The 26733-nt window shown below is 72.1% G+C and carries 20 protein-coding genes; 5 read left to right on the forward strand and 15 right to left on the reverse strand.

Features of this window, described 5'->3' with window-relative positions; genetic code table 11:
- Positions 1-2: 2 nt before the first annotated feature.
- The 8 genes from AB0F13_RS11545 to AB0F13_RS11580 all read right to left on the reverse strand — a co-directional run bounded on the left by AB0F13_RS11545 (position 3) and on the right by AB0F13_RS11580 (position 12860).
- Positions 3-848 (reverse strand): GNAT family N-acetyltransferase, encoded by an 846-nt coding sequence (locus AB0F13_RS11545; RefSeq protein WP_362078936.1) that lies wholly within the window; start codon positions 846-848, stop codon positions 3-5.
- A 151-nt stretch (positions 849-999) separates the two neighbouring features.
- Positions 1000-2157 carry a flavodoxin-dependent (E)-4-hydroxy-3-methylbut-2-enyl-diphosphate synthase gene (ispG, locus tag AB0F13_RS11550; RefSeq protein ID WP_362078939.1) on the reverse strand — a complete coding sequence of 386 codons (1158 nt, stop codon included), beginning with the start codon at positions 2155-2157 and terminating at the stop codon, positions 1000-1002.
- Between the two features lie 140 nt (positions 2158-2297).
- Positions 2298-3599 carry a site-2 protease family protein gene (locus AB0F13_RS11555; protein WP_362078942.1) on the reverse strand — a complete coding sequence of 434 codons (1302 nt, stop codon included), beginning with the start codon at positions 3597-3599 and terminating at the stop codon, positions 2298-2300.
- On the reverse strand, positions 3596-4867 hold the full coding sequence (gene dxr, locus AB0F13_RS11560) for a 1-deoxy-D-xylulose-5-phosphate reductoisomerase (protein ID WP_362078945.1): 1272 nt from the start codon (positions 4865-4867) through the stop codon (positions 3596-3598). The genes AB0F13_RS11555 and dxr overlap by 4 nt, the downstream gene beginning before the upstream one ends.
- A 72-nt stretch (positions 4868-4939) precedes the next feature.
- Positions 4940-6874, reverse strand: a complete 1935-nt coding sequence (locus tag AB0F13_RS11565; protein WP_362078948.1) for an acyl-CoA dehydrogenase family protein — start codon at positions 6872-6874, stop codon at positions 4940-4942.
- A 199-nt stretch (positions 6875-7073) separates the two neighbouring features.
- Complete coding sequence (locus AB0F13_RS11570) at positions 7074-8519, reverse strand: aldehyde dehydrogenase family protein (protein WP_362078951.1); 1446 nt, start codon at positions 8517-8519, stop codon at positions 7074-7076.
- Between the two features lie 228 nt (positions 8520-8747).
- Positions 8748-10388: a PucR family transcriptional regulator gene (locus AB0F13_RS11575; protein ID WP_362078954.1), complete on the reverse strand. Its 1641-nt coding sequence runs from the start codon at positions 10386-10388 to the stop codon at positions 8748-8750.
- 57 nt (positions 10389-10445) lie between these two features.
- On the reverse strand, positions 10446-12860 hold the full coding sequence (locus tag AB0F13_RS11580) for an ATP/GTP-binding protein (protein WP_362078957.1): 2415 nt from the start codon (positions 12858-12860) through the stop codon (positions 10446-10448).
- A 237-nt stretch (positions 12861-13097) separates the two neighbouring features.
- Between AB0F13_RS11580 and gabT the strand changes: the two genes are divergently transcribed.
- Together gabT and AB0F13_RS11590 are read left to right on the forward strand one after the other, a co-directional pair.
- A complete protein-coding gene (gene gabT, locus AB0F13_RS11585; protein WP_362078960.1) occupies positions 13098-14438 on the forward strand; it encodes a 4-aminobutyrate--2-oxoglutarate transaminase in 1341 nt (446 codons plus the stop codon).
- Between the two features lie 280 nt (positions 14439-14718).
- Positions 14719-15438 carry a phosphatase PAP2 family protein gene (locus tag AB0F13_RS11590; protein WP_362078963.1) on the forward strand — a complete coding sequence of 240 codons (720 nt, stop codon included), beginning with the start codon at positions 14719-14721 and terminating at the stop codon, positions 15436-15438.
- Between the two features lie 214 nt (positions 15439-15652).
- Here the strand turns inward: AB0F13_RS11590 and AB0F13_RS11595 are convergent, their stop codons facing one another.
- The 4 genes from AB0F13_RS11595 to AB0F13_RS11610 form a co-directional block, all read right to left on the reverse strand.
- On the reverse strand, positions 15653-17065 hold the full coding sequence (locus tag AB0F13_RS11595) for an FAD-dependent oxidoreductase (protein ID WP_362078966.1): 1413 nt from the start codon (positions 17063-17065) through the stop codon (positions 15653-15655).
- Positions 17066-17070: 5 nt separating this feature from the next.
- Positions 17071-17877 carry an ABC transporter permease gene (locus tag AB0F13_RS11600; protein ID WP_362078969.1) on the reverse strand — a complete coding sequence of 269 codons (807 nt, stop codon included), beginning with the start codon at positions 17875-17877 and terminating at the stop codon, positions 17071-17073.
- Positions 17877-18800: an ABC transporter permease gene (locus tag AB0F13_RS11605; protein WP_362079537.1), complete on the reverse strand. Its 924-nt coding sequence runs from the start codon at positions 18798-18800 to the stop codon at positions 17877-17879. Before AB0F13_RS11605 ends, AB0F13_RS11600 begins: the two co-directional genes overlap by 1 nt.
- A gap of 89 nt (positions 18801-18889) precedes the next feature.
- Positions 18890-20056: an ABC transporter ATP-binding protein gene (locus tag AB0F13_RS11610; protein WP_362078972.1), complete on the reverse strand. Its 1167-nt coding sequence runs from the start codon at positions 20054-20056 to the stop codon at positions 18890-18892.
- Positions 20057-20481: 425 nt separating this feature from the next.
- On the opposite strand from AB0F13_RS11610, the gene AB0F13_RS11615 reads away from it, so the two are divergent.
- Positions 20482-21108 carry an NADAR family protein gene (locus tag AB0F13_RS11615; RefSeq protein ID WP_362079540.1) on the forward strand — a complete coding sequence of 209 codons (627 nt, stop codon included), beginning with the start codon at positions 20482-20484 and terminating at the stop codon, positions 21106-21108.
- Here the strand turns inward: AB0F13_RS11615 and AB0F13_RS11620 are convergent.
- Positions 21054-21860, reverse strand: coding sequence for a DUF4190 domain-containing protein (locus AB0F13_RS11620; protein WP_362078975.1), 807 nt, complete (start codon positions 21858-21860; stop codon positions 21054-21056). The genes AB0F13_RS11615 and AB0F13_RS11620 overlap by 55 nt on opposite strands.
- A 117-nt stretch (positions 21861-21977) precedes the next feature.
- Between AB0F13_RS11620 and AB0F13_RS11625 the strand changes: the two genes are divergently transcribed.
- Complete coding sequence (locus AB0F13_RS11625) at positions 21978-23000, forward strand: adenosine deaminase (protein WP_362078978.1); 1023 nt, start codon at positions 21978-21980, stop codon at positions 22998-23000.
- 35 nt (positions 23001-23035) lie between these two features.
- Positions 23036-23725 (forward strand): glycerophosphodiester phosphodiesterase, encoded by a 690-nt coding sequence (locus AB0F13_RS11630; RefSeq protein ID WP_362078981.1) that lies wholly within the window; start codon positions 23036-23038, stop codon positions 23723-23725.
- Between the two features lie 28 nt (positions 23726-23753).
- Here AB0F13_RS11630 and AB0F13_RS11635 read toward each other — a convergent pair whose 3' ends face one another.
- Both AB0F13_RS11635 and AB0F13_RS11640 read right to left on the reverse strand, forming a co-directional pair.
- Complete coding sequence (locus tag AB0F13_RS11635) at positions 23754-24917, reverse strand: spermidine/putrescine ABC transporter substrate-binding protein (RefSeq protein ID WP_362079543.1); 1164 nt, start codon at positions 24915-24917, stop codon at positions 23754-23756.
- Positions 24918-25109: 192 nt separating this feature from the next.
- Positions 25110-26561, reverse strand: coding sequence for a gamma-aminobutyraldehyde dehydrogenase (locus AB0F13_RS11640; RefSeq protein WP_362078984.1), 1452 nt, complete (start codon positions 26559-26561; stop codon positions 25110-25112).
- Positions 26562-26733: the final 172 nt, after the last annotated feature.

Raw genomic sequence — 26733 nt, forward strand, 5'->3', positions numbered from 1 at the left:
CCTCAGAAGAGCACGCTCATGAATGCGCCGACTTCGTCGAAGCCCACCCGGCGGTACGCCGCCCGCGCCGCGGTGTTGTAGTCGTTGACGTACAGGCTCACCACCGGGGAGACCTCCTGCAGCGCGTGGCGCAGGACGGCCGCCATACCGGTCACGGACAGGCCCCGGCCCCGGTGCTCGGGGGCGACCCAGACGCCCTGGACCTGGCAGGCCCGGTCCGTGGCGGCGCCGATCTCGGCCTTGAAGAGGACGCGGCCGTTCTCGATGCGGGCGAAGGAGCGGCCCGAGCCGACGAGCTCGGCGACACGGGCCTGGTAGAGCAGCCCGCCGTCACCGGCGAGCGGCGAGACGCCGACCTCCTCGGTGAACATCGCCACGCACGCCGGCATGATCATGTCCATCTCGTCCTTGCGGACGCGCCGGACGAGCGGATCCGGTTCGATGTCCACCGGCATGGACCGGGCGACCATGAGCGGCTGATGGGCCCGGACCTCGCGGGCGGGGCCCCAGTGGGGTTCGAGGAGGGACCACAGTCCGGCGGTGGCGGGGGCCGGTCCGACGATGGAGGAGCAGCGGCGCCCGGATCGGCGGGCGCGGTCGGCGAAGGCCCGTACGGCGTCGGGGCCGGCGCAGATGGGGACGAGGTTGGCACCGGCGTAGCAGAGCGACTCCAGGCGGCCGGCCGCGTACCAGCCCCACATCTCTCCGCCGAGCCGCCATGGGTCGAGCCCGGCGACCTGGACGCGCGCTGCGACGAAGGCGTTGGCGACGGGGTCACGGCCGAGGACGGCGAGGGCCGCGTCGAGGTCGGCGGGCTCCAGGACCTTGGTGGTGGTCGTCGTCAGCACGTGGGGGATTGCCTCACCGTCGCAGGCCGGAGGCCGTGGGGAACAGGTCCTGGCACTGTACCTCCAGGCTTCCCGGGGCACCTCCCTTGCGGGCGGATACGGCGATGCCCCGCCCGGGGAGGGCGGGGCATCGGGCGGTGCCGCTGAGAGGTCAGCCGGCGACGCTGATGGTGGGCTCGCCGGAGGCGACGCCGTCCTTCTCCATCTGTTCGGCGATCTTCATGGCCTCTTCGATGAGGGTTTCCACGATCTTCGACTCGGGGACGGTCTTGATGACCTCGCCCTTGACGAAGATCTGGCCCTTGCCGTTGCCGGAGGCGACGCCCAGGTCGGCCTCGCGGGCCTCGCCGGGGCCGTTGACGACACAGCCCATGACGGCGACGCGCAGCGGCACCTCCATGCCCTCCAGGCCCGCCGTGACCTCCTCGGCCAGCTTGTAGACGTCGACCTGGGCGCGGCCGCAGGAGGGGCAGGAGACGATCTCCAGGCGGCGCTGGCGGAGGTTGAGGGACTCCAGGATCTGGATGCCGACCTTGATCTCCTCGACCGGCGGGGCCGAGAGCGAGACGCGGATGGTGTCGCCGATGCCCTCGGCCAGCAGCGCGCCGAAGGCGACGGCGGACTTGATGGTGCCCTGGAAGGCCGGTCCCGCCTCGGTGACGCCGAGGTGCAGCGGGTAGTCGCACTGGGCCGCGAGCTGGCGGTAGGCGTTCACCATGACGACCGGGTCGTTGTGCTTGACCGAGATCTTGATGTCGCGGAAGCCGTGCTCCTCGAAGAGGGATGCCTCCCACAGGGCGGACTCCACGAGCGCCTCGGGGGTGGCCTTGCCGTACTTCTGCAGCAGTCGGCGGTCCAGGGAGCCGGCGTTGACGCCGATGCGGATCGGCGTGCCGGCCTCGGAGGCCGCCTTGGCGATCTCCTTGACCTTGTCGTCGAACTGCTTGATGTTGCCCGGGTTGACCCGGACGGCCGCGCAGCCGGCGTCGATGGCGGCGAAGACGTACTTCGGCTGGAAGTGGATGTCCGCGATCACCGGGATCTGCGACTTCCTGGCGATGACCGGCAGCGCGTCGGCATCGTCCTGGGTCGGGCAGGCGACGCGGACGATCTGGCACCCGGAGGCGGTCAGCTCGGCGATCTGCTGCAGCGTGGCGCCGATGTCCGAGGTCCGGGTCGTCGTCATCGACTGGACGGAGACGGGAGCGTCGCCGCCGACGGCCACCGAGCCGACCTGGATCTTGCGGCTGACCCTGCGGTCGGCGAGCTTGGTCGGAACGGACGGCATTCCAAGCGAAATCGCTGTCATCTGGCGAGCAACCCCAAGGTCTTAAATCATGGTCCCGAGATCGGCGGGCTCCGGCTTCCGAGGTTACGGCAAACGCCGGACGGGCTGAAAATTCAGCCGTCCGGCGTTTTGGTGTCCTGGCCACGGGCCGGGGCCCCGGCCTAGGTGAGCCGTACCGGGTTGACCAGGTCCGCGATCAGTACGAGCAGGGTGAAGCAGACGAAGATCCCTGCCACCACGTAGGCGACCGGCATGAGCTTCGCCACGTCGAACGGGCCCGGGTCGGGGCGCCGGAAGACCTTGGCGAAGGCGCGCCGCACCGACTCCCACAGCGCCCCCGCGATGTGCCCGCCGTCGAGCGGCAGCAGCGGCAGCATGTTGAACAGGAACAGCGAGAGGTTGAAGCCCGCGACCAGGAAGAGCATGGTCGCGATCTGCTGCGACGGCGGAATGTCGAGGTTGAACACCTCGCCGCCGACGCGGGCCGCGCCGACGACGCCCATGGGTGAGTCGGCCTTGCGCTCACCGCCGTCGAAGGCTGCGTTCCACAGGTCCGGGATCTTGCCGGGCAGCGCGATCAGCGACTCGACACCGGACTGGACCATGTCGCCCATCCGGTCGACGGACTGGCCGAAGGACTGCTGGACGACGCCGGTGGCGGGCGTGAAGCCGAGGAAGCCCGCGGTGACGTACTGGCCCTTGAGGGGCGCGCCCTTGCTGTCGTACTTCTGGACCTGGTTGGAGATGAGATCCGCGCTGAGGGTCTTCTCCTTGCCGTCCCGCACGACGGTGAGCGTGGCCGGGCCGGTGGTCCTGCGGATCTCCTTCTGCAGGGTGGTCCAGTCGGTGGCCCTGTGGCCGTTGAAGACGACGATGCGGTCCTTGGGCTGCAGGCCGGCCGCCTTGGCCGGGGAGTCCTTGGCGCCCTGCGGGCACTTGTCGGTGGCGGCGCTGGCGGAGACCACGCAGTCGGAGACGGCCGAGACGGTGGTGGTCTGGGTGTTGACGCCGAACGACATCATCACGCCGAGGAAGATCACCACCGCGAGGACCAGGTTCATGAAGGGCCCCGCGAACATCACGATCACGCGCTTCCAGGGCGTGCGCGTGTAGAACATCCGCGTCTCGTCGCCGGGCCGCAGTTCCTCGAAGGCCGCCGAACGGGCGTCCTCGACCATGCCGCGCCACGGGGAGGTGGAGCGGGCGCTGATGCGGCCGTCCTCGCCGGGCGGGAACATGCCGATCATGCGGATGTAGCCGCCGAGCGGGACGGCCTTGATGCCGTACTCGGTCTCGTCCTTGTGCCGCGAGAAGATCGTCGGCCCGAAGCCGACCATGTACTGCGGCACCCGGATGCCGAACATCTTGGCGGTGGAGAGGTGGCCGAGTTCGTGCCAGGCGATGGAGAAGAGCAGGCCCACCACGAAGACGACTATCCCGAGGACGGTCATCAGTGTCGTCATGCGCGGGCCTCCGAGGTCGCTTTCGCCGTACGGGCGCCCGTACGGGCCGCCAGTTCGCGGGCCCGGGCGCGCGCCCAGGTCTCCGCTTGCAGGACGTCCGAGACGGTCAGGCGGGTTCCCGCGGCGGGGGTGCCGTGTTCCGCCACCACCTCGGCGACGGTGTCCACGATCCCATTGAACGGCAGTGCTCCGCTCAGGAACGCGTCGACGCATTCCTCGTTCGCGGCGTTGAAGACCGCGGGCGCCGTGCCGCCGAGGCCGCCGACGTGCCGGGCGAGGCCGACCGAGGGGAACGCCTCGTCGTCGAGCGGGAAGAACTCCCAGGTGGATGCCTGGGACCAGTCGAAGGCGGGGGCCGCGTCGGGCACCCGCTCGGGCCAGCCCAGGCCGATGGCGATGGGGCCGCGCATGTCGGGCGGGGTGGCCTGGGCGAGGGTCGAGCCGTCGGTGAACTCCACCATCGAGTGCACGTAGGACTGCGGGTGGACGACGACCTCGATGCGCTCGAACGGGATGTCGTACAGCAGGTGGGCCTCGATGACCTCCAGGCCCTTGTTCACCAGGGTCGCGGAGTTGATCGTGATCACCGGGCCCATGGACCAGGTGGGATGCGCCAGGGCGTCCTTCGGGGTGACCGAGGCCAGCTCGGCCTTCGTACGGCCGCGGAAGGGGCCGCCGGAGGCGGTGACCACCAGTTTGCGCACCTCGGCGCGGGTGCCGCCCAGCAGTGCCTGGAAGAGGGCCGCGTGCTCGGAGTCGACCGGGATGATCTGTCCCGGCTTGGCCACGGCCTTGACCAGCGGGCCGCCGACGATCAGCGACTCCTTGTTGGCCAGGGCCAGCGTGCGGCCCGCCTCCAGGGCGGCGAGGGTGGGCGCCAGGCCGATGGAGCCGGTGATGCCGTTGAGGACGGTGTGGCACTCGCTGCGCGCCAGTTCGGTGGCCGCGTCGGGGCCCGCCAGGATCTCGGGCAGCGGCTCGCCGCCGTACTGCGCGGCGAGCGCCTCGCGCAGCGCGGGCACCTTGTCGGCCTGGGCGACCGCCACCGTGCGCACCCGCAGCTGCCGCGCCTGCTCGGCGAGGAGCTCCACCCGGCCGCCCGCGGCGGACAGGGCGGTCACCGTGAAGCGGCCGGGGTTGCGGAGCACGAGGTCGATGGCCTGGGTGCCGATCGAGCCGGTCGAGCCGAGGATCACGATGTCGCGCGGTCCGCCGCCGGCCGGGGCGGCGGAGTAGCGCAGGTGCGGGTCAGCGAGGGAGTCCGTCATCCCCCCATTGTGGCCGCATCGCCGGTCCGCCCCGACAGGGCGTCCCGGTCGTACGGCCATCGGATGATGTGCTCAGCGGATCGGGCGGTGGACGTTCTCGGCCTTGGAGGGCCCGGGGGTGGCGTCCGCGATCCAGGGGCCCTCGCCGCTGGGGTCGACGATGCCGCTCTCGAGCCACTCGTACGAACCGGACATGACGCCGGAGACGACCTTCCGGTCGAGGTCGTCGGTGTTGGTCCACAGCCGGTGGAAGAGCTCCTCCACGCGGATGCGGGACTGGCGGCAGAAGGCGTCGGCGAGCTGGTAGGCCTCGCTGCCGTGCTCGCCGCGGGTGCGCAGGTGCTCGGCCCGTACGCAGGCGGCGCTCATGGCGAACAGCTCGGCGCCGATGTCGACGATGCGGCCGAGGAAGCCCTGTTTGGTCTCCATGCGGCCCTGCCAGCGGGACATGGCGTAGAAGGTGGAGCGGGCGAGCTTGCGCGAGGAGCGCTCGACGTAGCGCAGGTGCCCGGAGAGGTCGCGGTGGCCCGCCGGGTGGAATTCGGCGTAGGTGCGCGGCAGCTGTCCGGGCCCGGTGACGAGCCTGGGCAGCCAGCGGGCGTAGAAGCCGCCGGCGCGGGCGCCCGCGCGTGCCTTGTCGCCGAGGGACTTCTCCGGGTCGATGAGGTCGCCGGCGACGGAGAGGTGGGCGTCGACGGCCTCGCGGGCGATGAGCAGGTGCATGATCTCGGTGGAGCCCTCGAAGATGCGGTTGATGCGCGAGTCGCGCAGCATCTGCTCGGCGGGCACGGCCCGCTCGCCGCGGGCGGCCAGCGAGGCGGCGCTCTCGTAGCCCCGGCCGCCGCGGATCTGGACCAGCTCGTCGGTCATCAGCCAGGCCATCTCGCTGGAGTAGAGCTTGGCGAGCGCGGCCTCGATGCGGATGTCGTTGCGGTCCTCGTCCGCCATCTGGCTGGACAGGTCGAGGATGGCTTCCAGGGCGAAGGTGGTCGCGGCGATGAAGGAGATCTTCGAGCCGACGGCCTCGTGCTCGGCGATGGACTTGCCCCACTGCTCGCGCGCGGTGGACCACTCGCGGGCGATCTTCAGAGCCCACTTGCCGCCCGAGACGCACATGGCGGGGATGGACAGCCGGCCCGTGTTCAGCGTCGTCAGCGCGATCTTCAGGCCGGAGCCCTCGGGCCCGATGCGGTTGGCGGCGGGGACGCGGACCTGGTGGAAGCGGGTGACGCCGTTCTCGATGCCGCGCAGGCCCATGAAGGCGTTGCGGTTCTCCACGGTGACGCCTTCGGCCGCCGCCTCGACGACGAAGGCGGTGATGCCGCCCTTGTGCCCCTCGCTCCTGGGCACCCGGGCCATCACGACGAGCAGGTCGGCGACGACGCCGTTGGTCGTCCACAGCTTCACGCCGTCGAGGATGTAGTCGTCGCCGTCGGGGACGGCGGACGTCGCCAGCCGGGCCGGGTCGGAGCCGACGTCGGGCTCGGTGAGCAGGAAGGCGGTGATGTCCGTGCGCGCGCAGCGCGGCAGGAACTTCTCCTTCTGCTCCTGGGTGCCGAAGAGTTTGAGCGGCTGGGGTACGCCGATGGACTGATGGGCGGAGAGCAGCGCGCCGACGACGGGGCTGGCGGAGCCCACCAGGGAGAGGGCCCTGTTGTAGTAGACCTGGGTGAGGCCGAGGCCCCCGTACTTGACGTCGATCTTCATGCCGAAGGCCCCGAGCTCCTTGAGCCCGTTCACCGTCTCGTCCGGGATCTTCGCCTCGCGCTCGATGCGGGCGCCGTCGATCCGCGTCTCGCAGAAGTCGCGCAGTGTGCCGAGGAACTCCTCGCCGCGCCTGACGTCGTCCGGCGCGGGGGTGGGATGCGGGTGCAGCAGGTCGAGGCGGAACCGGCCGAGGAAGAGTTCCTTGGCGAAGCTGGGCTTCTGCCATCCCTGCTCCCGGGCCGCTTCGGCGACCTGGCGCGCCTCGCGCTCGGAGACCGGTCGTACGGATGGTGCGGTCATCTGGCACCTCGCCGCGTGAGTCGGGGCCGTCCCGGTCGGCTACCGACCGGTGCTACTCGTCCGTATCTATGTACCCAATTCCGGGCCCGGACACCACACCGCCGACGCGTCTTCGCCTCCCCGGGTACGGCGAAGCGCTCCTCAAACGGGCCGAGCCGTCTGCGGAGCGCTTCGCCGTGCTGTGCGGTGAGGCTCGGCCTCAGAGGGCCAGGCCGGTCAGGACGAGCACCCGCTCATAGGTGTAGTCGTCCATCGCGTAGCGCACGCCCTCACGGCCCACGCCGGACTGCTTGGCGCCGCCGTAGGGCATCTGGTCCGCGCGGTACGAGGGGACATCCCCGATGATCACGCCGCCGGTCTCCAGCGCGCGGTGTGCGCGGAAGGCGGTCTGCAGGTCGTGCGTGAACACGCCCGCCTGCAGGCCGTACGGCGAGTCGTTGACCGCCGCGAACGCCGCGTCCTCGCCCTCCGCACTGGTGAGGGTCAGGACCGGGCCGAAGACCTCCTCGCAGGCGATGGTCACGCCGGCCGGCACGTCCGCGAGCACGGTCGGGGCGTACGTGGCGCCCTCGCGCTTGCCGCCGGCGAGCAGCTTCGCACCCGCGGCGACGGCCTCGTCCACCCAGGACTCGACGCGCTTGGCGGCGTCCTCGCTGACCAGCGGGCCGACGTCGGTCGCGGCGTCGGAGGGGTCACCGGTGACCTGCGCCTCGACGGCGGCGACGACCTTGGGGACCAGCCGCTCGTACAGCGAGGCGTCGGCGATGACGCGCTGCACGGAGATGCAGGACTGGCCGCCCTGGTAGTTGGAGAAGGTGGCGATGCGCTGCGCCGCCCAGTCCAGGTCCTCCTCGGAGGACCAGTCGGCGAGGACGACGGCCGCGCCGTTGCCGCCGAGCTCCAGGGTGACGTGCTTGCGCGGCGCGGAGTCGAGGATCGACCAGCCGACCGGGCCGGAGCCGGTGAAGGAGATGACCGGCAGGCGCTCGTCCTGCACGAGGGCGGGCATCCGGTCGTTGGGCACGGGCAGGACGCTCCAGGAGCCCGCCGGCAGGTCCGTCTCGGCGAGGATCTCGCCGAGGACGAGCGAGGAGATCGGGGTCGCCGGTGCGGGCTTGAGGATGATCGGGGCGCCGACGGCGATGGCCGGGGCGACCTTGTGCGCGCTCAGGTTGAGCGGGAAGTTGAAGGGCGCGATGCCGAGCACGGTGCCGCGCGGGAAGCGGCGCGTCAGCGCGAGGCGGCCGGTGCCACCGGCGTCGGTGTCCAGGCGCTGGGCGTCACCGGCGTTGAAGCGGCGCGCCTCCTCGGCGGCCCAGCGGAAGACGGAGACGGCACGGCCGACCTCGCCGCGCGCCCACTTGATGGGCTTGCCGTTCTCGGCGGAGATCAGCTGGGCGATCTCCTCGGTGCGCTCGGTGAGCCGCTTGGCGACGTGGTCGAGGGCGGCGGTACGGACGTGCGCGGGCGTCGCCGCGAACTCGTCCCGCACGGCGTGCGCGGCCGCCACGGCCTCCTCGACCTGCGCCTCGGTGGGCACGCTCACGGTGCCGACGAGACGACCGTCCCAGGAGTTCGTGACGTCGAAGGTCTCCTCGCCGGTGGCCTCGCGGCCGGCCAGCCAGAACGCGTGGGGAGCAGTCACAATCGGCCCTTCCCAGGTGGGGGTGTGGATATTGGCTCCCCCACGGTAGGTGGGGGGCCGCCTTCCACTGCTTGTCCGTGATGGAGCACGGGGCGGTGCGGGTGCACCGCTATGGCGTGAAGGCAACCGGGGCTCCATCCCCGGCCCCCGGTCCTCATATCCAGCCCGTCCGGCGTTTGAGGACAAGAAACGGTGAAAGGGCGGGGCAGGGGCACATCCCGCCGCGCTCTACGCCGGCGGGCCCGACGTCGCCTTCAGGGCCAGCCACAGCTCCATCCGGGCGTCCGGGTCGTCCAGAGAACGCCCCAGGATCTCCTCGACCCGCCGCATCCGGTAGCGCAGCGTATGCCGGTGCACGCCGAGATCGGCCGCGGCCGCGTCCCACTGCCCGTGCCGCGACAGCCACGCCCGCAGCGAGGCGACCAGGTCGCCGCGTCCGGTCGCGTCATGGTCGTACAGCGCACGCAGCATCCCGTCGGCGAAGGCCCGCACGGCGTCGTCGGCCAGCAGGGGCACGACCGAGCCGGCGGCCACCTCCTCGTGCTCGACGAGGGCGCGGCCGCGGCGGCGCCCGACGGCCAGGGCCTGCTCCGCCTGGCGGAAGGCGGCCGCGGCGCCCGAGGGGCCGGTCGGGGCGGACAGCCCGAGGGCCGCCCCGCCACCGTCCGGCCCGGCGGCGGCGCCGCGGTCCCGCTGGCGGGACGCGGCGGCCCTGCGGGCCTCGAGCGCACGGGCGTACGCGACGCACGCCCCCACGGCCGCGCCGCCGTCGGGCACGAGGAGGAGGATCCGTTCACCCTCCGGAACCACCAGCACCGGCTCCGCCACCCGGCTCGCGGCGGTCTCCACCGCGTCCGCCAGGGCGCCCAGCGGGTCCGCCGCGTCCTGGGTCCGCCCCTCCTCGCCGGTGCCCTCGACGGCCTCCGCGACCACCATCCGGAACGGCGCGTCCAGCAGCGCTCCGTACAGCTCGCCCGCCACCGCCCGCGCGTGGTCCGGCTCGCCCGCCAGGAGCATGCGCAGCACTGCCGCGCCGAGCCGCTGTTCGGCGTCCTGCAGGGCTCGCGAGCGCTCGGTGGTGAGGGTGAGCAGCGCGATCGCGGAGTGCACGGCGTAGCGCTCGGCGGTGCCCAGCGGGGCGTCCGTGCCGACGGCGAGCACGCCACGGGTGCGGCGGCCGGTGCCCAGGGACTGCAGTTCCACGCGGTCGCCGCCCTCGTCGGCGGCATCCGAGCCGACGACCGCGCTGGCGGGCGCGGGCCGCTCCCGCAGCCGCTCGACATCGGCGCCCAGCCGGGCCGCCCGGCGTGCCGCCCAGTCGGGTGCGGCGGCGACGACGGCGCCCGAGGCGTCGTACAGCGCGGCCCACCCGCCCAGGTGCGCGGCCAGCCGGGCGATCAGCGCGGCCGGGCCCTCCGGGGCGAGCGCTGCCCGGGTCAGCTCGCGCTGGGCCTCGAAGCCGGCGGTCACCGCGCGGTACTGGTCGGCGGCGATGGCCGCGGAGACGGCCTTGGTGATGGCGAGGAAGGGGGTGCGGCGCGGCACCTCCAGCAGGGGCAGCCCCTCCTCCTCCGCCGCTTCGACGAGCGCCGGGGGCACCTGCTCGTAGTTGACGCCGACGGCGAAGCCGAGCCCGACGACGCCGGCGCGGACCAGCCGCCGGACGTACCGGCGCATCGTCTCCCGGTCCTCGGCGTCGATCTTCATGGCCGTGATCAGGAGGAGCTCCCCGCCGTCCATCCACGGCACGGGGTCGGCCAGCTCGCTGACGTGGGCCCAGCGGACGGGGGTCTCCAGCCGGTCCCCACCCGCGAGCACGGTGAGCTTCAGCGCCGAGTGCTGGACGAGCGAGGCAAGCGTGAGCGGCATGGGGACGCGGACTTTCGACGGGAAGGGAATTTCACCGTCCCGTATGAACGGCTCCCCTCAATTCTGCCAGGGCGGCAGGGTCCCGGGGCCCACTTCGCCCCGTCCGGTTCCCTGGCGCAGATCCACCAGCAGCGGGGGCACGTGCTCGCCGCGGACCGTTGTCAGGGACAGCACGGCGTGCCCGGCGGGCACCTGGTGCGCCAGCTCCGACGCCGACCACCGCTCGCGCTCCACCTTCCGTACGGTCACCGCGTCCCTCGTCACCGCCTGGCCGGTGACGAGCTTGCGCAGGGCGTGGACGGCCCGGGTCAGCGGCTGGTCGGCGAAGACCGCGTGCTGGGCCACCTCCCTGGTCTCCACCCATTCGGTGCCCCACGCCTCGGCGAACCGCCGGCCGTCCCAGGTGGTGACACCGGAGAAGGCCATGTGGCAGCCGACGGCGCTGAGCAGCGCGATGTGCAGGCTCTCGGACACGTCGTCGACGGTCCGCAGGCCGAGCACCACTCCGGCGTTGGCGGACCGCAGGCGCTGGATGCCGCGGACGGTCTCGGTGGTGAGGGTGCCGGTGGCGTCGTCGAGAACCAGGCATGTGAACAGGGACCGGTCGCCGCGGGCGGTGGCCATCGCCGTGAACTGGGCCAGGATCAGCCGGGCCAGCAGCCGGGACGCCTCCGCGTGGCCGCGTTCGGGCAGGTCGACGCGGACCCGCAGCGGGTGGTGCTGCACGGAGCGCAGGGAGAAGGGCCGCGTCGTGGTCCCGATGGCGAAGAAGTCGGCGAAGGCCGGCCGGTCGAGGAGGGCGACCCGGTCGGCGAGGGCCGGGCAGGGGTCGGACGCGGATCCGCCCTGGCGCAACCGGGCCTCCAGCTCACGCCGCATCGCGTGGTGACCGCCCTCGTCGAGCCGTTCGCGCAGCGCCGCCAGGACCGACGGCGTGCCGCTGAGGAGCTCGTACAGCTCGGGCACGGCCGGGAAGCGTCCGTGGGCGGCGTGGTACGGGCCGAGCAGCTGGGCCAGCGCGGTGGCGGCGCGGCGGGTGTCGACGGTGTCGAGGTCGCCGACGAGGCCCTCCGCGAGGAAGGCGGCGGCCTCGTCGGGGTCAGTGCTCCCGCCGTACAGGTCGAGGTCGTGGAGGGACGTGCTGTCGCCGGGCTTGACCACGACGTCGTACGCCTCGTCGGGGCCGAGCGGCGTTCCGGCGGCGCAGACGACGATGACGCCGCACTGCCCGGCGAGCGCCTGGAGGGCGAGGCTCTCGACGACGGGCCTGATCAGGCGGCGGGTCTTGCCGGCGCCCGGAGGGCCGACCGCCAGCAGCGAGGTGCCGAGGAGGGCGGGCTCCAGGGCGACCCCGCAGCCGCGGCGCGCGTAGGGGTTGCGGGCGTGGTCCGCGCTGCGGCCGATGCGGACCTGCCCGGCGAGCAGGTCGTGGGTCGCCGTGCGCTCCGGCAGGTCCCGGTCGCCGGAGGGGTGCGCCCAGGAGGCTCCGCCGTGGCGCAGGACGGTGTCCCTGAAGGAGGCGAGCCGGTGGGGTTCCGCTTGTGCCGAGGCCCAGGTGTGGCGGATACGGACGCAGTCGACATCGTTCATCCGTCCGGCGCTCAGGTCGGCGGCGAGCCGGTCGGCGGCCTCCGTCTGCCCTGCCGCCCGGAGCTCGGGCCAGTCCGCGGGAGAAGCGGCAGGGCCGGCCGGAGGGCCTGCGGGCGGGCGCGGTTCCTCGGCCCGGCGGGGACGGACGAGGCCGGTCCAGTCACCGAGCCTGGCGAAGGGCCACAGGAGGGCCACCGTGATCAGCGCGTACAGGACGTAGACCACCAGCGCGGCCAGGTAGGGGTCGCCGCCGCCCTGCAGCCAGTCCGCGGGCGTCAGGACCAGGACCGGTTCGACGACGGGCAGCGTGCCCTTCCAGGTGAGCAGCTGCGTCAGGCCGGCGAGGAGCGCGGCGGCGACGGCGCGGGAGGGCTGCGGGCGGTCGCTGACGAAGCGCCTGAGCACCTCGGGCCAGTTCCCCAGCCGGCCGAAGCCGTAGATCAGCAGGGCGGCCAGCACGGCGCGGTAGACGACGGTGGCCTCGACGGCGTCCATCGTCGCCGGGCCGCCCATCGCGCCCGCGTGCCACCACTCGGCCGGGGTGACCAGCTTCATCGGCACGCGCCAGTAAGGGATGTAGCCGTTCCACAGGAGCGTCCAGAGCAGCATCCCGGACAGCAGGGAGATCACCGCACCGGACAGCAGCGCGCGGTCGGGGACCCGGTCGGGGCCCAGGGGCGGCGGCGGCACATGGCCGTGCCGGAAGATGCCGGGCCCGGCCGGCCGGCGCGGCGCGTTCAGCCACTCCACGACCGCCGGGCGGGCGGCCGGGGCGTACGCGGGAGGGGGCGGAGCCGCCGGTGGCACCAGGGGCGGGCGGGCCGGCCGGGGCACCGGGTGGGCGCGGGTGCCGCGCGCGTCGTACGTGCCTTCGGTGTCCATCGACCCCTTGTACCCCCTGACCAGCCAGGCCCGTGACAGGCGTGCCGGAGCTCAATCTAGTGCCCGGCACCGACAGTTCCGGTGTTTCCGGCCTGGCCGGGGTGCCACGCCCGTCTGTCCGCCACGGACAACGACACGCCCTGACCACTACCGAACGGCGCATGCCGGACCCAACCCCCCGCACCTAGCCTGCGGGGAAAGACCCCGGATGCGTCCGAATCACCCCCAGGAGCCCTCATGAGCGCGATTCCGCAGGAGCGCCGCGTCGTCACCGCCATCCCCGGCCCGAAGTCGCAGGAGCTGCAGGCCCGCCGTACCGCCGTCGTGGCCGGCGGTGTGGGCTCCGTGCTGCCCGTCTTCACCACGCGCGCGGGTGGCGGTGTCATCGAGGACGTCGACGGCAACTCGCTGATCGACTTCGGTTCGGGCATCGCGGTGACTTCGGTCGGCGCCAGCGCCGAGGCCGTCGTGCGCCGTGCGACCGCGCAGCTCGCCGACTTCACCCACACCTGTTTCATGGTGACCCCGTACGAGGGCTACGTCGAGGTCTGCGAGCAGCTCGCCGAGCTGACCCCGGGCGACCACGCCAAGAAGTCCGCGCTGTTCAACTCGGGCGCCGAGGCCGTGGAGAACGCGGTCAAGATCGCCCGTGCGTACACCAAGCGCCAGGCGGTCGTCGTCTTCGACCACGGCTACCACGGCCGCACCAACCTGACGATGGCGCTCACCGCCAAGAACATGCCGTACAAGCACGGCTTCGGCCCGTTCGCGCCCGAGGTCTACCGCGTGCCGGTGGCGTACGGCTACCGCTGGCCGACCGGCCCGGAGAACTGCGGCCCCGAGGCCGCCGCCCAGGCCATCGACCAGATCACCAAGCAGGTCGGTGCCGAGAACGTCGCGGCGATCATCATCGAGCCGGTCCTCGGCGAGGGCGGCTTCATCGAGCCGGCCAAGGGCTTCCTGCCGCGCATCGCGGAGTTCGCCAAGGACAACGGCATCGTCTTCGTCGCGGACGAGATCCAGTCCGGCTTCTGCCGCACCGGCCAGTGGTTCGCGTGCGAGGACGAGGGCATCGTCCCGGACCTGATCACCACCGCCAAGGGCATCGCGGGCGGTATGCCGCTCGCCGCCGTCACGGGCCGCGCGGAGATCATGGACGCGCCGCACGCCGGCGGTCTGGGCGGTACCTACGGTGGCAACCCGGTGGCCTGCGCCGCCGCCCTCGGTGCGATCGAGACCATGCGCGAGCTGGACCTCAACGCGAAGGCCAAGCGCATCGAGGAGATCATGAAGGGCCGCCTCGCCGAGATGCAGGGCAAGCTCGACAACGGCGCCATCATCGGTGACATCCGCGGCCGTGGCGGGATGATCGCGATCGAGCTGGTGGAGCCCGGCACCAAGACCCCGAACGCTGCGGCCGCGGGCGCGCTCGCCAAGGCCTGCCACGCCGAGGGCCTGCTGGTGCTCACCTGCGGTACGTACGGCAACGTCCTGCGCTTCCTGCCGCCGCTGGTCATCGGCGAGGACCTGCTGAACGAGGGCCTCGACATCATCGAGGCGGCGTTCTCCCGGCTGTAGCGGTCTCCTGGCGGTCGTCACCGCGTTCGCCTGCCCGTAACCGAGTGAAGAACCTGTGCGGGGCGGGTGGTGGACGGGTGATCCGACTATCGGAGCCGTCTTGCCTGCCGTACGGTTTCTGCAGATGAATGAAACACCCCGTCCGCAGGGGACTGCGGACGACGCCGTGCCGGTACTTCCCCAGTGCCGACCCGGTCGTGCCTTCGCGCACACCCCTGGAGCCCTCGGCTCCGGACATCCTCACCGATCGGACGGCCGCCCGCCCCATACCCCCCGGGACGTGCGGCACGCCGGCCGGCGCGGCGGCCCCGGAACTACCCCCCCTGTTCCGGGGCCGCCGACTGTCCGCCTCCGGGCGGCTCTCCTCCCGGCGTCCGCCGCGCTGCTGTTCGCCGTCCTCACCTGGCAGATCACCGCGCACGGGCCGCTGCGCGTGCTCGACGAGCGCCTCGGCCGTGCGGCCGCCGCCTGCGGTGCGCTCCCCTCCGCCGCCGCCGAACTCCTCGCCGACCTCGGCAACACGGCCGTGGCCCTGCCCGTGCTGGGCGCGGCCGCGCTCTGGTCGGCGCTGCGCTCCCGGGCGCCGCGCCGGTGGCTGCCGCCGCTCGCGGCGGCCGTGGCGATGGCCGCGGTGCCCGCGCTGATCGTGCCGCTGAAGGCGTGGATCGCCCGGCCCGGGCCGCCCGCCATGGCGGCGGGGGCGCACGACGGCTTCTTCCCCTCCGGTCACGCGGCCACGGCCGCCGTGGCGTACGGGGCGGCCGTGCTGCTGCTCCTGCCCCGCTCCCGGCCCGCGGCCGTGGCCTGCGGGCTCCTCGTCGCGGGGGTCGGCGCCGGGCTGGTCCGGCGCGGCTATCACTGGCCGCTGGACGTGCTGGGCGCCTGGTGCCTGGCCGGGCTGCTGCTGTGCTGCGTGGCCCGTGTCACCGCTCGTCACAGCCGAGGGCCCGCCCGTCCCAGATCACGGCGTCCCAGAGCCTGCCGGCGGGCAGCAGCGTGACCCCGAGGGGTTGCGCTCCCACTCCCACCGGCAGGTGCCAGGGTCCGGCGCGGCGGCCGCCAGCCAGTCCACCGCGCTCCTCGCCCCCGTGCCGTCGCTCATGGAAATGCCTCCGCCCGTGTCGTCCGTTGTGCGTTTGACGGTTGAGAGGCCGCCAACGGCGAATCATTACGCCGTTTCGGCGGCTGGTGTCATACGGGGGGAGTGACGGCCGTCAGCTGTCGAAGCCGAGGCCGGCCTTGTCCATGGCCTTGAGCCAGAGGTTGCGGCGGCCGCCGTTCTCGTCGGCGCGGGTCATGGCCCACTGGGTGATGCCGATGCCCACCGAGCGCACCGGCTCGGGCGGGAAGGGCAGCGGCTTGCTGCGGACCATCTCCAGCTCCGTGCGTTCGGTGCGCTCCCCCGCGAGCAGGTCGAGCATGACGTCGGCGCCGAAGCGGGTCGCGCCGACGCCGAGCCCGGTGAAGCCCATGGCGTAGGCGACACGGCCGCCGTGCGCGGTGCCGAAGAAGGCGGAGAAGCGGGAGCAGGTGTCGATGGCGCCGCCCCAGGTGTGGGAGAAGCGCACGCCCTCCAGCTGGGGGAAGCAGCGGAAGAAGTGCTCGGCCAGGCGCCGGTAGGTGGCCGGGTGGTGGTCGTACTCGGCCCGGACCCCGCCCCCGTAGCGGTAGACGATGTCGTAACCGCCCCACAGGACGCGGTGGTCGGCGGTCAGCCGGAAGTAGTGGAAGTGGTTGGCGCTGTCGCTCAGCCCCTGCCGCCGCCGCCAGCCGATGGAGGAGAGCTGCTCCGCTGTCAGGGGCTCGGTCATCAGGGCGTAGTCGTAGACGGGGGCGATGTAGGGGCGCAGGCGCTTGACGAGCGAGGGGAAGGCGTTGGTGCCGAGCGCGGCGTGGCGGGCGAAGACGCGGCCGTAGGGGGTGCGCACGGCCACGCCGGCGCTGCGGGAGGAGAGTTCGGTGCCGGGGGTGTGCTCGTATATCCGTACGCCCTGGGCGAGGCAGGCGCGTTTGAGGCCCCAGGCGAGCCTGGCGGGGTGCAGCATGGCCACGCCACGGCGGTTCCACAGGCCGGCGAGGAAGGTCGGCGAGTCGACCTCGGCGCGCACGGCGTCCCGGTCGAGGAACTCGTGGCCGCCGACGCCGAGGGACGCGGCCTCCTCGGCGGCCTCCTTGAGCTCGTTGACCTGGTGGGGTGCGGTGGCGACGTCGATCTCTCCGGTGCGCTCGAAGTCGCAGTCGATGCCGTGGCGGGCGAGGGCGGCCTCCATGTCGTCGAGGTTGCGCCGGCCGAGCTCCTCCAGGGTGGTGAGCTCGGCAGGCCACCGGGAGCGGCCGTTGGCCCAGCCGTGGGTGAGGGAGGCGGCGCAGAAGCCGCCGTTGCGGCCGGAGGCGGCCCAGCCGGCCTCCTGGCCCTCGATCAGGACGACGTCCCGGCCGGGGTCGCGCTCCTTGGCGTTGAGCGCGGTCCACAGGCCTGTGTAGCCGCCGCCGACGACGAGCAGGTCGCAGTACTCGTCGCCGACCAGGGCGGACAGCGCCTGGGGCCGGGCGGGATCGTCGAGCCAGTAGGGACGGGGGGTGGCGTCGGAAAGTGCTTCAGCAGGGTTCATGGCACCGGTGGCCATGGTTCTCAGCTCCTTTTTCGGCGTCTCCCGGCCAGTTGACCGACAAGGACGCACAGCACGGCGATGGCGAACATCGCCGTTCCGATGACATTGATCTGTACAGGAGTGCCCCGTTGTGCGGATCCCCAGACGTACATGGGGAAGGTCACGGTCGAACCGGAGTTGAAGTTCGTGATGATGAAGTCGTCGAAGGACAGCGCGAAGGAGAGCAGGGCGCCCGCGGCGATGCCGGGGGCGGCGATGGGGAGGGTGACCTTCAGGAAGGTCTGCAGCGGAGTGGCGTAGAGGTCCTGGGCGGCCTGTTCGAGGCGGGGGTCCATGCTCATCACGCGCGCCTTGACGGCGGTGACCACGAAGCTCAGGCAGAACGTGATGTGGGCGATGAGGATGGTCCAGAAGCCGAAGGTGACGCCCATGTTGAGGAAGAGGGTGGCCAGCGACGCGGCCATGACGACCTCGGGCATGGCCATCGGCAGGAAGATCAGTGTGCTGACGGAGGAGCGGGCCCGGAAGCGGTAGCGGGCGAGCGCGAACGCGATCATCGTGCCCAGGGCGGTGGCGCCGATGGTCGCCCAGAGCGCGATCCGCAGGCTCAGCGAGAGCGAGCCGCACAGGTCGGCGACGCCGCAGGGGTCGGTCCAGGCGTCCGTGGAGAAGCGCTGCCACTCGTAGTTGAAGCGGCCGTTGGGCTTGTTGAACGAGAACACCGTCACGATGACGTTGGGCAGGACGAGGTACGCCAGGGTGCACAGTCCGGCGATGACCGCGAAGTTGCGGCGCAGGGCGCGCACGGCTCGGGGGAAGAGGGCCATCAGACCAGGTCCTCCGTCCCGGACTTGCGGATGTAGAGCGTGACCATGGCCAGGATGGCGGCCATGAGGATGAAGGACAGGGCGGCGGCGGCCGGGTAGTCCAGGACGCGCAGGAACTGGGACTGGATGACGTTGCCGATCATCTTCTGGTCGGTGGAGCCGAGCAGTTCGGCGTTGATGTAGTCGCCGGTCGCGGGGATGAAGGTCAGCAGCGTGCCGGCGACGACACCGGGCATGGACAGCGGCAGGGTCACCTTGCGGAAAGTGGTGACGGGCCGGGCGTAGAGGTCGCCGGCGGCTTCGTGGAGGCGGCCGTCGATGCGCTCGAGCGAGGTGTACAGCGGAAGGATCATGAAGGGCAGGAAGTTGTAGGTCAGCCCGCAGACGACGGCGAGCGGTGTGGCGAGCACGCGGTGGCCCTCGGTGACGCCGAGCACGTCGGTGAGGGCGAGGACGTGCAGGGAGTCCAGGGCGGAGACGACGGGGCCGCCGTCGGAGAGGATCGTCTTCCAGGCGAGGGTGCGGATCAGGAAGCTGGTGAAGAACGGCGCGATGACGAGGACCATCAGGACATTGCGCCAGCGGCCGGCCCTGAAGGCGATGAGGTACGCCAGCGGGTAGCCCAGGATCAGGCACAGCGCGGTGGCGGTGGTGGCGTAGGCGACCGAGCGCAGGAACTGGGGGTAGTACTCGCTCAGGGCGTCCCAGTAGGTGGCGACGTGCCAGGTGACCTCGAAGCCTTCTTCCAGCGAGCCCGTCTGTACCGAGGTCGACGCCTGGTAGACGAGGGGCGCGGCGAAGAAGACGAGCAGCCAGAGGATGCCGGGGAGCAGCAGCCAGTAGGGCACGCGCTTGGTGCGGCGGGCGGCGGGGTGGGGAGCGTCGGGGGCCGGGGACTGTTCGGCGAGAGCAGAAGTCGTCATCCCCTTCTTTCCGTTCGCTTCTCCGCCCGCGAGGCGCAGAGGCGTGGCTTTCGGTGTCTTCTGCGGCCCGGTGGCCTCACGTGCGTCGCTCACGTGCCTTCTCCCGCCTCGGCGCGGTCGACGTCCGTGCCGGCCTCGATGTTCTGCGCGGCGTCCAGGCCGAAACTGTGGCCGGGGTTCCAGTGCAGGACGACCTCGGCGCCGGGGGCGAGGCGGGAGTCACGCTCGATGTTCTGCTCGTACACGCAGAGGCCGGCGGCGACCGGGCTGTCGACGAGGTACTGGGTGGAGACGCCGGTGAAGCTGGACTGGGCTATGCGGCCGCGGACGCGGTTGCGGCCGTCGGGGACGGAGCCGGCGTCGTCGGCATGCGTCAGAGCGACCTTCTCGGGCCGTATGCCGACCAGGAGCTTCTCGCCCGTGCGGGCGGTGGCTGTACATCGTGTCGCCGGAAGAGTGAGTTTGGTATCGCAGGCCCGTAGAAGGATGTCGTCGCCCGCGGTGCCGAGGACATCGGCGGTGATGAGGTTGGAGGTGCCGAGGAAGTTGGCGACGAAGGTGGTGCGGGGGGTCTCGTAGAGGTCCGCGGGCGCTCCCAGCTGTTCGACCCGGCCGCCGTTCATGACCGCGACCGTGTCGGCCATGGTCATGGCCTCCTCCTGGTCGTGGGTGACGTGGATGAAGGTGATGCCGACCTCCGTCTGGATGCGCTTGAGCTCGAGCTGCATCTGGCGGCGCAGCTTGAGGTCGAGGGCGCCGAGCGGCTCGTCGAGGAGCAGCACCTGCGGGTGGTTGATCAGCGCGCGGGCCACGGCGACGCGCTGCTGCTGACCGCCGGAGAGCTGCTGGGGCCTGCGGCGCGCGAAGTCGCCGAGCTGAACGAGGTCGAGCATCTCGCCGACCTGTTTCTTGACGGACTTAACGCCGCGGCGGCGCAGCCCGAAGGCGACGTTCTCGTAGATGTCCAGGTGGGGGAAGAGCGCATAGCTCTGGAAGACGGTGTTGACGGGCCGCTTGTACGGGGCGAGACCGGTGACGTCCTTGCCCGCGAGCCGCACGGTGCCGGTGGTGGGGTCCTCCAGGCCGGCGATCATGCGCAGGGTGGTGGTCTTGCCGCATCCGGAGGCGCCGAGCAGGGCGAAGAAGGAGCCCGCGGGGATGGACAGGTCGAGCGGGTGCACGGCGGTGAAGGCGCCGTAGCTCTTGCTGAGGCCGGTGAGGCGGACGTCGGTGCCGGTCGTGGCGGTTGCCGTCATGGGTCTGGTTCCAGGGGGTTCGGGGGGAACGGAGAGCAGACAACATTGACATACAGCGGCGTGTGGCCTGCTGCGGGCCGTGCCACGCGCGGCCGACGACGTCGCATTGCCCGCAATGTCAGGCTTTGTCGGCGTCCTGGAGCCGCCTCGCAGGAGGTGGCCTGCGCGAACTCCTCGGTCGCATCCAGGCCTTGCTCCATCGCGCACACTCCTCCGCCGACCGCGCACCCGTGGAAAGGCGTTGCTCCATCCGGAATGGTTGCCGATCCTGGCAGAACACCCCCTGGGCTACAAGGGATTCCGTCGCCGATATTTGGTCAGGCGACGGATTCGGTGCATGGCGCGGCGGGGCCTGAGGGCCGGGCGGAAGCACTGTCAGTGGCCGCTGCCAGAATGCGGGCATGACGGAACGGGGGGCGAAGGACATGGGTACAAGAGGCATCGACACCCGGGCGGTCACCGCGGACGGGCCGCGTTCGGTGACGGAGCTGGCGACTGCCGCCGCCGGGGGCGAGCGGGTGAAGTATCTGTACTTCTGGGGCCACCGGCCGCGCCGGGACGGCAGCGTGGGGCCCGGCTGCTTCAGCCAGTGGTGGCCCGCGCCGTTCACGGTGGACGGCACGGTCTACGCCACAGCCGAGCACTGGATGATGGCGGGCAAAGCGCGGCTCTTCGGCGACGCCGAGGCGCAGGCGCGGGCGGTCGGGGCGGGCCACCCCAAGCAGGCGAAGGACGCGGGCCGTTCCGTACGCGGCTTCGACGAGGAGGAGTGGCGCAGGCACCGCTTCGAGCTGGTCGTCGAGGGCAGCGTCCACAAATTCGGACAGCATCCGGAGCTGGGCGCGTATCTGCTCGGCACGGGCGCCCGGGTGCTGGTGGAGGCCAGCCCGCTGGACCGGGTGTGGGGCATAGGCCTGGCCGCCGACGACGAGCGGGCACCGGACCCGGCCCGCTGGCGCGGGCTGAACCTGCTGGGCTTCGCGCTGATGGAGGCGCGTCAGCGCCTGGCGGCCGCCTCGAACGGCGCGGGGGCGGGCGGCTCGGGCATATAGGCGCCGTAGGTGGCTTCTTCCGGATCCTCGTCCTGGCCGGTGTCGGCGCTCCCGCCCACGCTGATGTAGAGGACGAGCAACAGAGCCGTGGCGAGGAGCGCCACCCCGCCGAGGATCAGCCCGGCCAGCGCCTGGCCGCCGTTGTTCGCCTCGCCCGTGGCCGCCTTGCTCCGCCCCATCGCACCGAAGACGATCGCGAGGATTCCGAGAATGACGCCGAAGATGATGCTCGGCGAGAGGACGGTGCCCACGATGCCGAGCACCAGGGCGGCCACGCCCAGGCTGTTGTCGGGTATCGCCCCGGCAGGGGCCGGCCAGCCCTGGCCGTAGCCGGCCACCGGATAGCCGTAGGCGGCGGTTCCGTAGCCGGTCTGCCCGTAGGGCGCCTGCCCGTACGGGTCCTGGGCGTACGCGCCGGGTGCGGCGCCGGGACCGTACGGCTGCTGCGGGTAGGGGCCGGGCTGTCCGTAGGCGTAGGGGCCGGCCGGGTACGCGCTGGGAGTGCCCGGGCCGGTCGGCGCCGGAGGTATGGGCGGGATCGCGGCGTCCAGCGGGGCGCCGGGGACGAAAGGGGGCGAGGGCGCCGGCGGCGGGGCCGGCATGCCCGCGGCCGGTCCGGGACCGGGCTGCGCGCAGTGCGGCACGGACGGCACCTGCTCGGTGCCGGGCTTGTCGAGCGGCACGCGCCGCTCCGGCGGAGCCCAAGGATTCCGGTCCTGCGGCTCCGGCTGCGCGTCGTCCTTGTCGGACATGGCCCTCCCCAGTCGGTACCCCGTCATGCTAAGGCCTGGGCACGGCGCCGACTCCCACCGCGCATACGATGATCGGCACGCCGTGACCGAGCGGCCCGAGCAGCCATGGAGGCCCGCATGTCCGCACTCGACCCGTTCATCGCAGGGCTGCCCAAGGCGGAGCTGCACGTGCACCACGTCGGCTCCGCCTCCCCCCGCATCGTCGCCGAGCTCGCAGCCCGGCACCCCGACTCGCCCGTGCCCACCGATCCCGAGGCGCTCGCCGACTTCTTCAGCTTCCGGGACTTCGCCCACTTCATCGAGGTCTACCTCTCCGTGGTCGACCTCATCCGCGACGCCGAGGACGTGCGCCTGCTGACGTACGAGGTCGCCCGCGACATGGCCCGGCAGAACATCCGCTACGCCGAGCTGACCGTCACCCCCTACAGCTCCACCCGGCGCGGCATCCCGGACGCCGCGTTCGTCGAGGCCATCGAGGACGCCCGCAAGGCGGCGGAGTCGGAGCTGGGCGTGGTGCTGCGCTGGTGCTTCGACATCCCGGGCGAGGCCGGTCTGGCGGCGGCCGAGGAGACGGCTCGGATCGCCTGCGAGCTCCAGCCCGAGGGCCTGGTCTCCTTCGGCCTGGGCGGCCCCGAGATCGGGGTGCCCCGCGGGCAGTTCAAGCCCTACTTCGACCGGGCCATCGCCGCCGGCCTGCGCAGCGTGCCGCACGCCGGGGAGACCACGGGCCCGCAGACCATCTGGGACGCCCTGGTCGCGCTGCGCGCCGAGCGCATCGGCCACGGCACCAGCGCCACCCAGGACCCGGCGCTGCTGGCCCACCTGGCCGAGCACCGCATCCCGCTGGAGGTCTGCCCGACCTCCAACCTCGCCACCCGTGCCGTGGCCGACCTGGAACAGCACCCGCTCAAGGAGATGGTCGCCGCGGGCGTGCTGGTGACCATCAACAGCGACGACCCGCCCATGTTCGGCACCGACCTCAACAGCGAGTACGCGGTCGCCGCGCGCCTCCTGGACCTCGATGCGCGGGGCGTGGCCGGCCTCGCCAGGAACGCCGTGGAGGCGTCGTTCATGGACGAGGCGGGCAAGGCCCGGCTCCGCACGGAGATCGACACCTACACCGCGAGTTGGCGGGACTGACCGACCGGCCCGGGCGTTCGGGCCACAATGTGCCCATGGTCACCGCCTTCACCGCCGTCGCCCATCGCGGCGACCCCTACGTCCACCGCGAGAACACCCTGCCCTCGATCCGCTCGGCGCTGCGGGCGGGGGCGGGCGCGGTGGAGATCGACGTCCGGCTGACCGGCGACGGCGTGCCCGTGCTGCTGCACGACGCGTCGCTGGGGCGGCTGTGGGGCCGGGAGGTGGCCCTGGCCGCGCTGACGGCCGCGGAGCTGCGCGCCATGACCGCGGGCGGGGCACCGACGCTGGCGGAGGCTCTCGCGGAGATCGCCCGGGCGCCGGCGGCGGGGCGGCTGTTCATCGACCTGCCGGACCCCTCGGCCGCCGCTGCCGCGGTCGCCGAGGTCCGTGCGAGCGGGGCGGCGGAGCGCGCGTACTACTGCGGTGGCCCGGCCGCCATGCTGAACGTGCGCCGCGCGGACCCGGGCGCGGAGATCGCCCTCACCTGGACCACGCTCGCCCCGCCCCGGCCGTCCCTGCTCGCCCAGGTGCGGCCGCACTGGCTCAACTACCGCTTCGGCCTGGTGAGCCCGGAGCTGGTCGCGCGCCACCACGCCGACGGTCTGCTCGTCTCGGCCTGGACGGCCGACACCCGCCGCACCATGCGCCGGTTGCTGCGCGCGGGCGTCGACTCGATCACCACCAACCGCATCGCCACCCTGCGCTCGCTCCTCCCGGCATGAGGCCTCCCGGCATGAGGCCGGAGCGGGCTCACAGTCCGACGATCTCGTTCCACTCCTTGGCGAAGCCCGGCCGCTCCTTGGCGGTCATGTCGCGGGCGGTGGCGAGCCGCGCCCGCATGTCCTCGCTGGGGAAGATCAGCGGGTTCTCCGCGAGCTCGGCGAGCTCCTTGTCCTTGGAGGAGGCCAGTACCTCGCGCGCGGCCGGGACCGGGCAGACGTAGTTGACCGCCGCGGCGAGCCGGGCGGCGACGTCGGGCCGGTAGTAGTGGTCGATGAGCCGTTCCGCGTTGCGCTTGTGGCGGGCGAGGTCGGGGATCATCAGGCTCTCCGCCCACAGCTCCGCGCCCTCCTCCGGCACGACGAACTCGATGTCCGGGTTGTCGGCCTGGAGCTGGATGATGTCGCCGGAGTACGCCTGGCAGGCCAGGACGTCACCGGAGGAGAGGTCCTTGATGTAGTCGTTGCCGGTGAACCGGCGGATGTGCCGCTTGCGGACGAGGCCGCGCAGCTGCCCGGTCATGGTGTGGAAGTCGTCGGCGGTCCAGCGCGTGACGTCCGCGCCGTTGCCCTGCATCAGCAGCGAGAACGCCTCGTCCATGCCGGCCAGCAGGGTGACCCGCCCGCGCAGGTCGTCGTGCCACAGCTCCGAGGTGCGCCGGATCTGCCGGCCGAGCTTCTTGCGGTTGTAGGCGATGCCGGTGATGCCGGACTGCCAGGGCACGGTGTGCAGCCGCCCGGGGTCGAAGTGCGGTGCGCGCAGCAGCGGGTCGAGCTGCCGGGCGACGTTGGGCTGGGCCGCCCGGTCCATCGCCTGGACCCAGCCGAGCCGGACGTAGCGGGAGGCCATCCAGTCGCTGACGACGACGATGTCGCGGCCGGTGTCCTGGTGGTTCATCAGGGCCGGGCTGATCTTGCCGAAGAACTCGTCGTTGTCGTTGATCTCCTCGGTGTACTTCACCGAGATGCCGCTGTGCTTCTCGAACTCCTCCAGCGTGGGGCGCCGCTGCGGGTCGTCCTCGTCGGCGTCGATGTAGAGCGGCCAGTTGGCGAAGACGAGCCGCTTGTCGCGCTCGGAGCGGTCGTCCGCGGAGCGGTCGCCGGGGGCCACGTACGCGGCCGGCACTCCGCATCCGGCGAGGGCCGCTGCCCCGGCTCCGGCCCCGAGTGTGCGCAGCAGGGTTCGGCGGGACAGGGACTTCACGGGCTCTCTCGCATTCGCGCAGGCTGGCGGGGGGGCAGCGGTCGATGATATTCCCCCGCCCCGCCCCCGGCTACCGCTGGGAAGTGCCCCCACTTCCCGAAACCGGCCTCGGCCGGACCGCGTCCTCAACGGCCGACGGGCTCAAAAGAGCCCGTCCGGCGATTGAGGACGCCGGGGAACACCTCAGCCCAGCGAGGTCATCACGTGCTTGATGCGCGTGTAGTCCTCGAAGCCGTAGGCCGAGAGGTCCTTGCCGTACCCGGACTTCTTGAAGCCGCCGTGGGGCATCTCGGCGACCAGCGGGATGTGGGTGTTGATCCACACACAGCCGAAGTCGAGGGCCTTGGACATGCGCATGGCCCGGCCGTGGTCCTTGGTCCACACCGAGGAGGCCAGGGCGTACTCGACGCCGTTGGCGTAGGCGACGGCCTGCTCCTCGTCCGTGAAGGACTGGACGGTGATGACCGGTCCGAAGACCTCGTGCTGGACGATCTCGTCGTCCTGCTTGAGCCCGGAGACGACGGTCGGGGCGTAGAAGTAGCCCTTCTCGCCGACCCGGTGGCCGCCGGCCTCGACCGTGGCGTGCGAGGGGAGCCGCTCGATGAAGCCGGTCACCTGCTGCAGCTGGTTGGCGTTGTTGAGCGGGCCGTACAGGACGTCCTCGTCGTCCGGCTGCCCGGTCTTCGTGTCGGCGGCGGCCTTGGCGAGCGCGGTGACGAAGTCGTCGTGGATCGACTCGTGCACCAGCACGCGGGTGGCGGCCGTGCAGTCCTGGCCGGCGTTGAAGTAGCCGGCGACCGCGATGTCCTCGACGGCCTTGGCGATGTCGGCGTCCTCGAAGACGACGACGGGCGCCTTGCCGCCGAGCTCCAGGTGGACCCGCTTGAGGTCCTTGGAGGCGGACTCGGCGACCGACATGCCGGCCCGTACGGAACCGGTGATGGAGGCCATGGCGGGCACGGGGTGCTCGACCATCAGGCGGCCGGTGTCACGGTCGCCGCAGACGACGTTGAAGACGCCCTTGGGGTGGCCCAGCTCCTCCAGCACCCCGCCGACGATCTCAGCGATGAGGACCGTGGAGGCGGGGGTGGTGTCGGAGGGCTTGAGGACGACGGTGTTGCCCGCGGCGAGCGCCGGGGCGAACTTCCACACGGCCATCATCATCGGGTAGTTCCACGGCGCGACCTGCGCGCAGACGCCGACCGGCTCGCGCCGGATGATGGAGGTCATCCCCTCCATGTACTCGCCGGCCGAGCGGCCCTCCAGCAGCCGGGCGGCGCCCGCGAAGAAGCGGATCTGGTCCACCATCGGCGGGACCTCTTCGCTGCGGGTGAGGGCGAGCGGCTTGCCGGTGTTCTCCGACTCGGCCGCGACGAGCTCCTCGGCACGCGCCTCGAAGGCATCGGCGATCTTCAGGAGAACCTTCTGGCGCTCGGCGGGCACCAGGTCGCGCCAGGCGGGGAAGGCGGCCTCGGCGGCGGCCATGGCGGCGTCGACGTCGGCTGCGCCGGACAGCGGGGCGGTGGCGTACGCCTCTCCGGTCGCCGGGTTGACGACCTCGGTGGTCCGCCCGTCGGCGGCATCGCGGAACTCCCCGTCGATGTAGTTACGCAGGCGGCGCAGCTCGGTGGTCACGATGTGCCACCCCTTCTATCGGATGTCCGTTGGCTGAGACGCCCAGCCTAATCACTGAGGTGACGCTTTCGACATACCCATCTCCCATGAACAACGGAATCAGTGATTCACCAGCTGATCGACAACGAATTCCACCGGCTGAGGCTTGTCATACCGCCGACTTCTCATGCAC

Origin of the sequence: Streptomyces sp. NPDC026206 (assembly GCF_040638465.1) — a bacterium.
In the GTDB taxonomy this organism is placed as follows: Bacteria; Actinomycetota; Actinomycetes; order Streptomycetales; family Streptomycetaceae; genus Streptomyces.

Coding starts and splice junctions, on each gene's coding strand:
- ispG (WP_362078939.1), bottom strand. CDS start 2,157: ATGACAGCGATTTCGCTTGGAATGCCGTCCGTTCCGACCAAGCTCGCC.
- AB0F13_RS11555 (WP_362078942.1), bottom strand. CDS start 3,599: ATGACGACACTGATGACCGTCCTCGGGATAGTCGTCTTCGTGGTGGGC.
- dxr (WP_362078945.1), bottom strand. CDS start 4,867: ATGACGGACTCCCTCGCTGACCCGCACCTGCGCTACTCCGCCGCCCCG.
- AB0F13_RS11565 (WP_362078948.1), bottom strand. CDS start 6,874: ATGACCGCACCATCCGTACGACCGGTCTCCGAGCGCGAGGCGCGCCAG.
- AB0F13_RS11575 (WP_362078954.1), bottom strand. CDS start 10,388: ATGCCGCTCACGCTTGCCTCGCTCGTCCAGCACTCGGCGCTGAAGCTC.
- AB0F13_RS11580 (WP_362078957.1), bottom strand. CDS start 12,860: ATGGACACCGAAGGCACGTACGACGCGCGCGGCACCCGCGCCCACCCG.
- gabT (WP_362078960.1), top strand. CDS start 13,098: ATGAGCGCGATTCCGCAGGAGCGCCGCGTCGTCACCGCCATCCCCGGC.
- AB0F13_RS11595 (WP_362078966.1), bottom strand. CDS start 17,065: ATGGCCACCGGTGCCATGAACCCTGCTGAAGCACTTTCCGACGCCACC.
- AB0F13_RS11600 (WP_362078969.1), bottom strand. CDS start 17,877: ATGGCCCTCTTCCCCCGAGCCGTGCGCGCCCTGCGCCGCAACTTCGCG.
- AB0F13_RS11605 (WP_362079537.1), bottom strand. CDS start 18,800: ATGACGACTTCTGCTCTCGCCGAACAGTCCCCGGCCCCCGACGCTCCC.
- AB0F13_RS11610 (WP_362078972.1), bottom strand. CDS start 20,056: ATGACGGCAACCGCCACGACCGGCACCGACGTCCGCCTCACCGGCCTC.
- AB0F13_RS11615 (WP_362079540.1), top strand. CDS start 20,482: ATGGGTACAAGAGGCATCGACACCCGGGCGGTCACCGCGGACGGGCCG.
- AB0F13_RS11620 (WP_362078975.1), bottom strand. CDS start 21,860: ATGTCCGACAAGGACGACGCGCAGCCGGAGCCGCAGGACCGGAATCCT.
- AB0F13_RS11625 (WP_362078978.1), top strand. CDS start 21,978: ATGTCCGCACTCGACCCGTTCATCGCAGGGCTGCCCAAGGCGGAGCTG.
- AB0F13_RS11630 (WP_362078981.1), top strand. CDS start 23,036: ATGGTCACCGCCTTCACCGCCGTCGCCCATCGCGGCGACCCCTACGTC.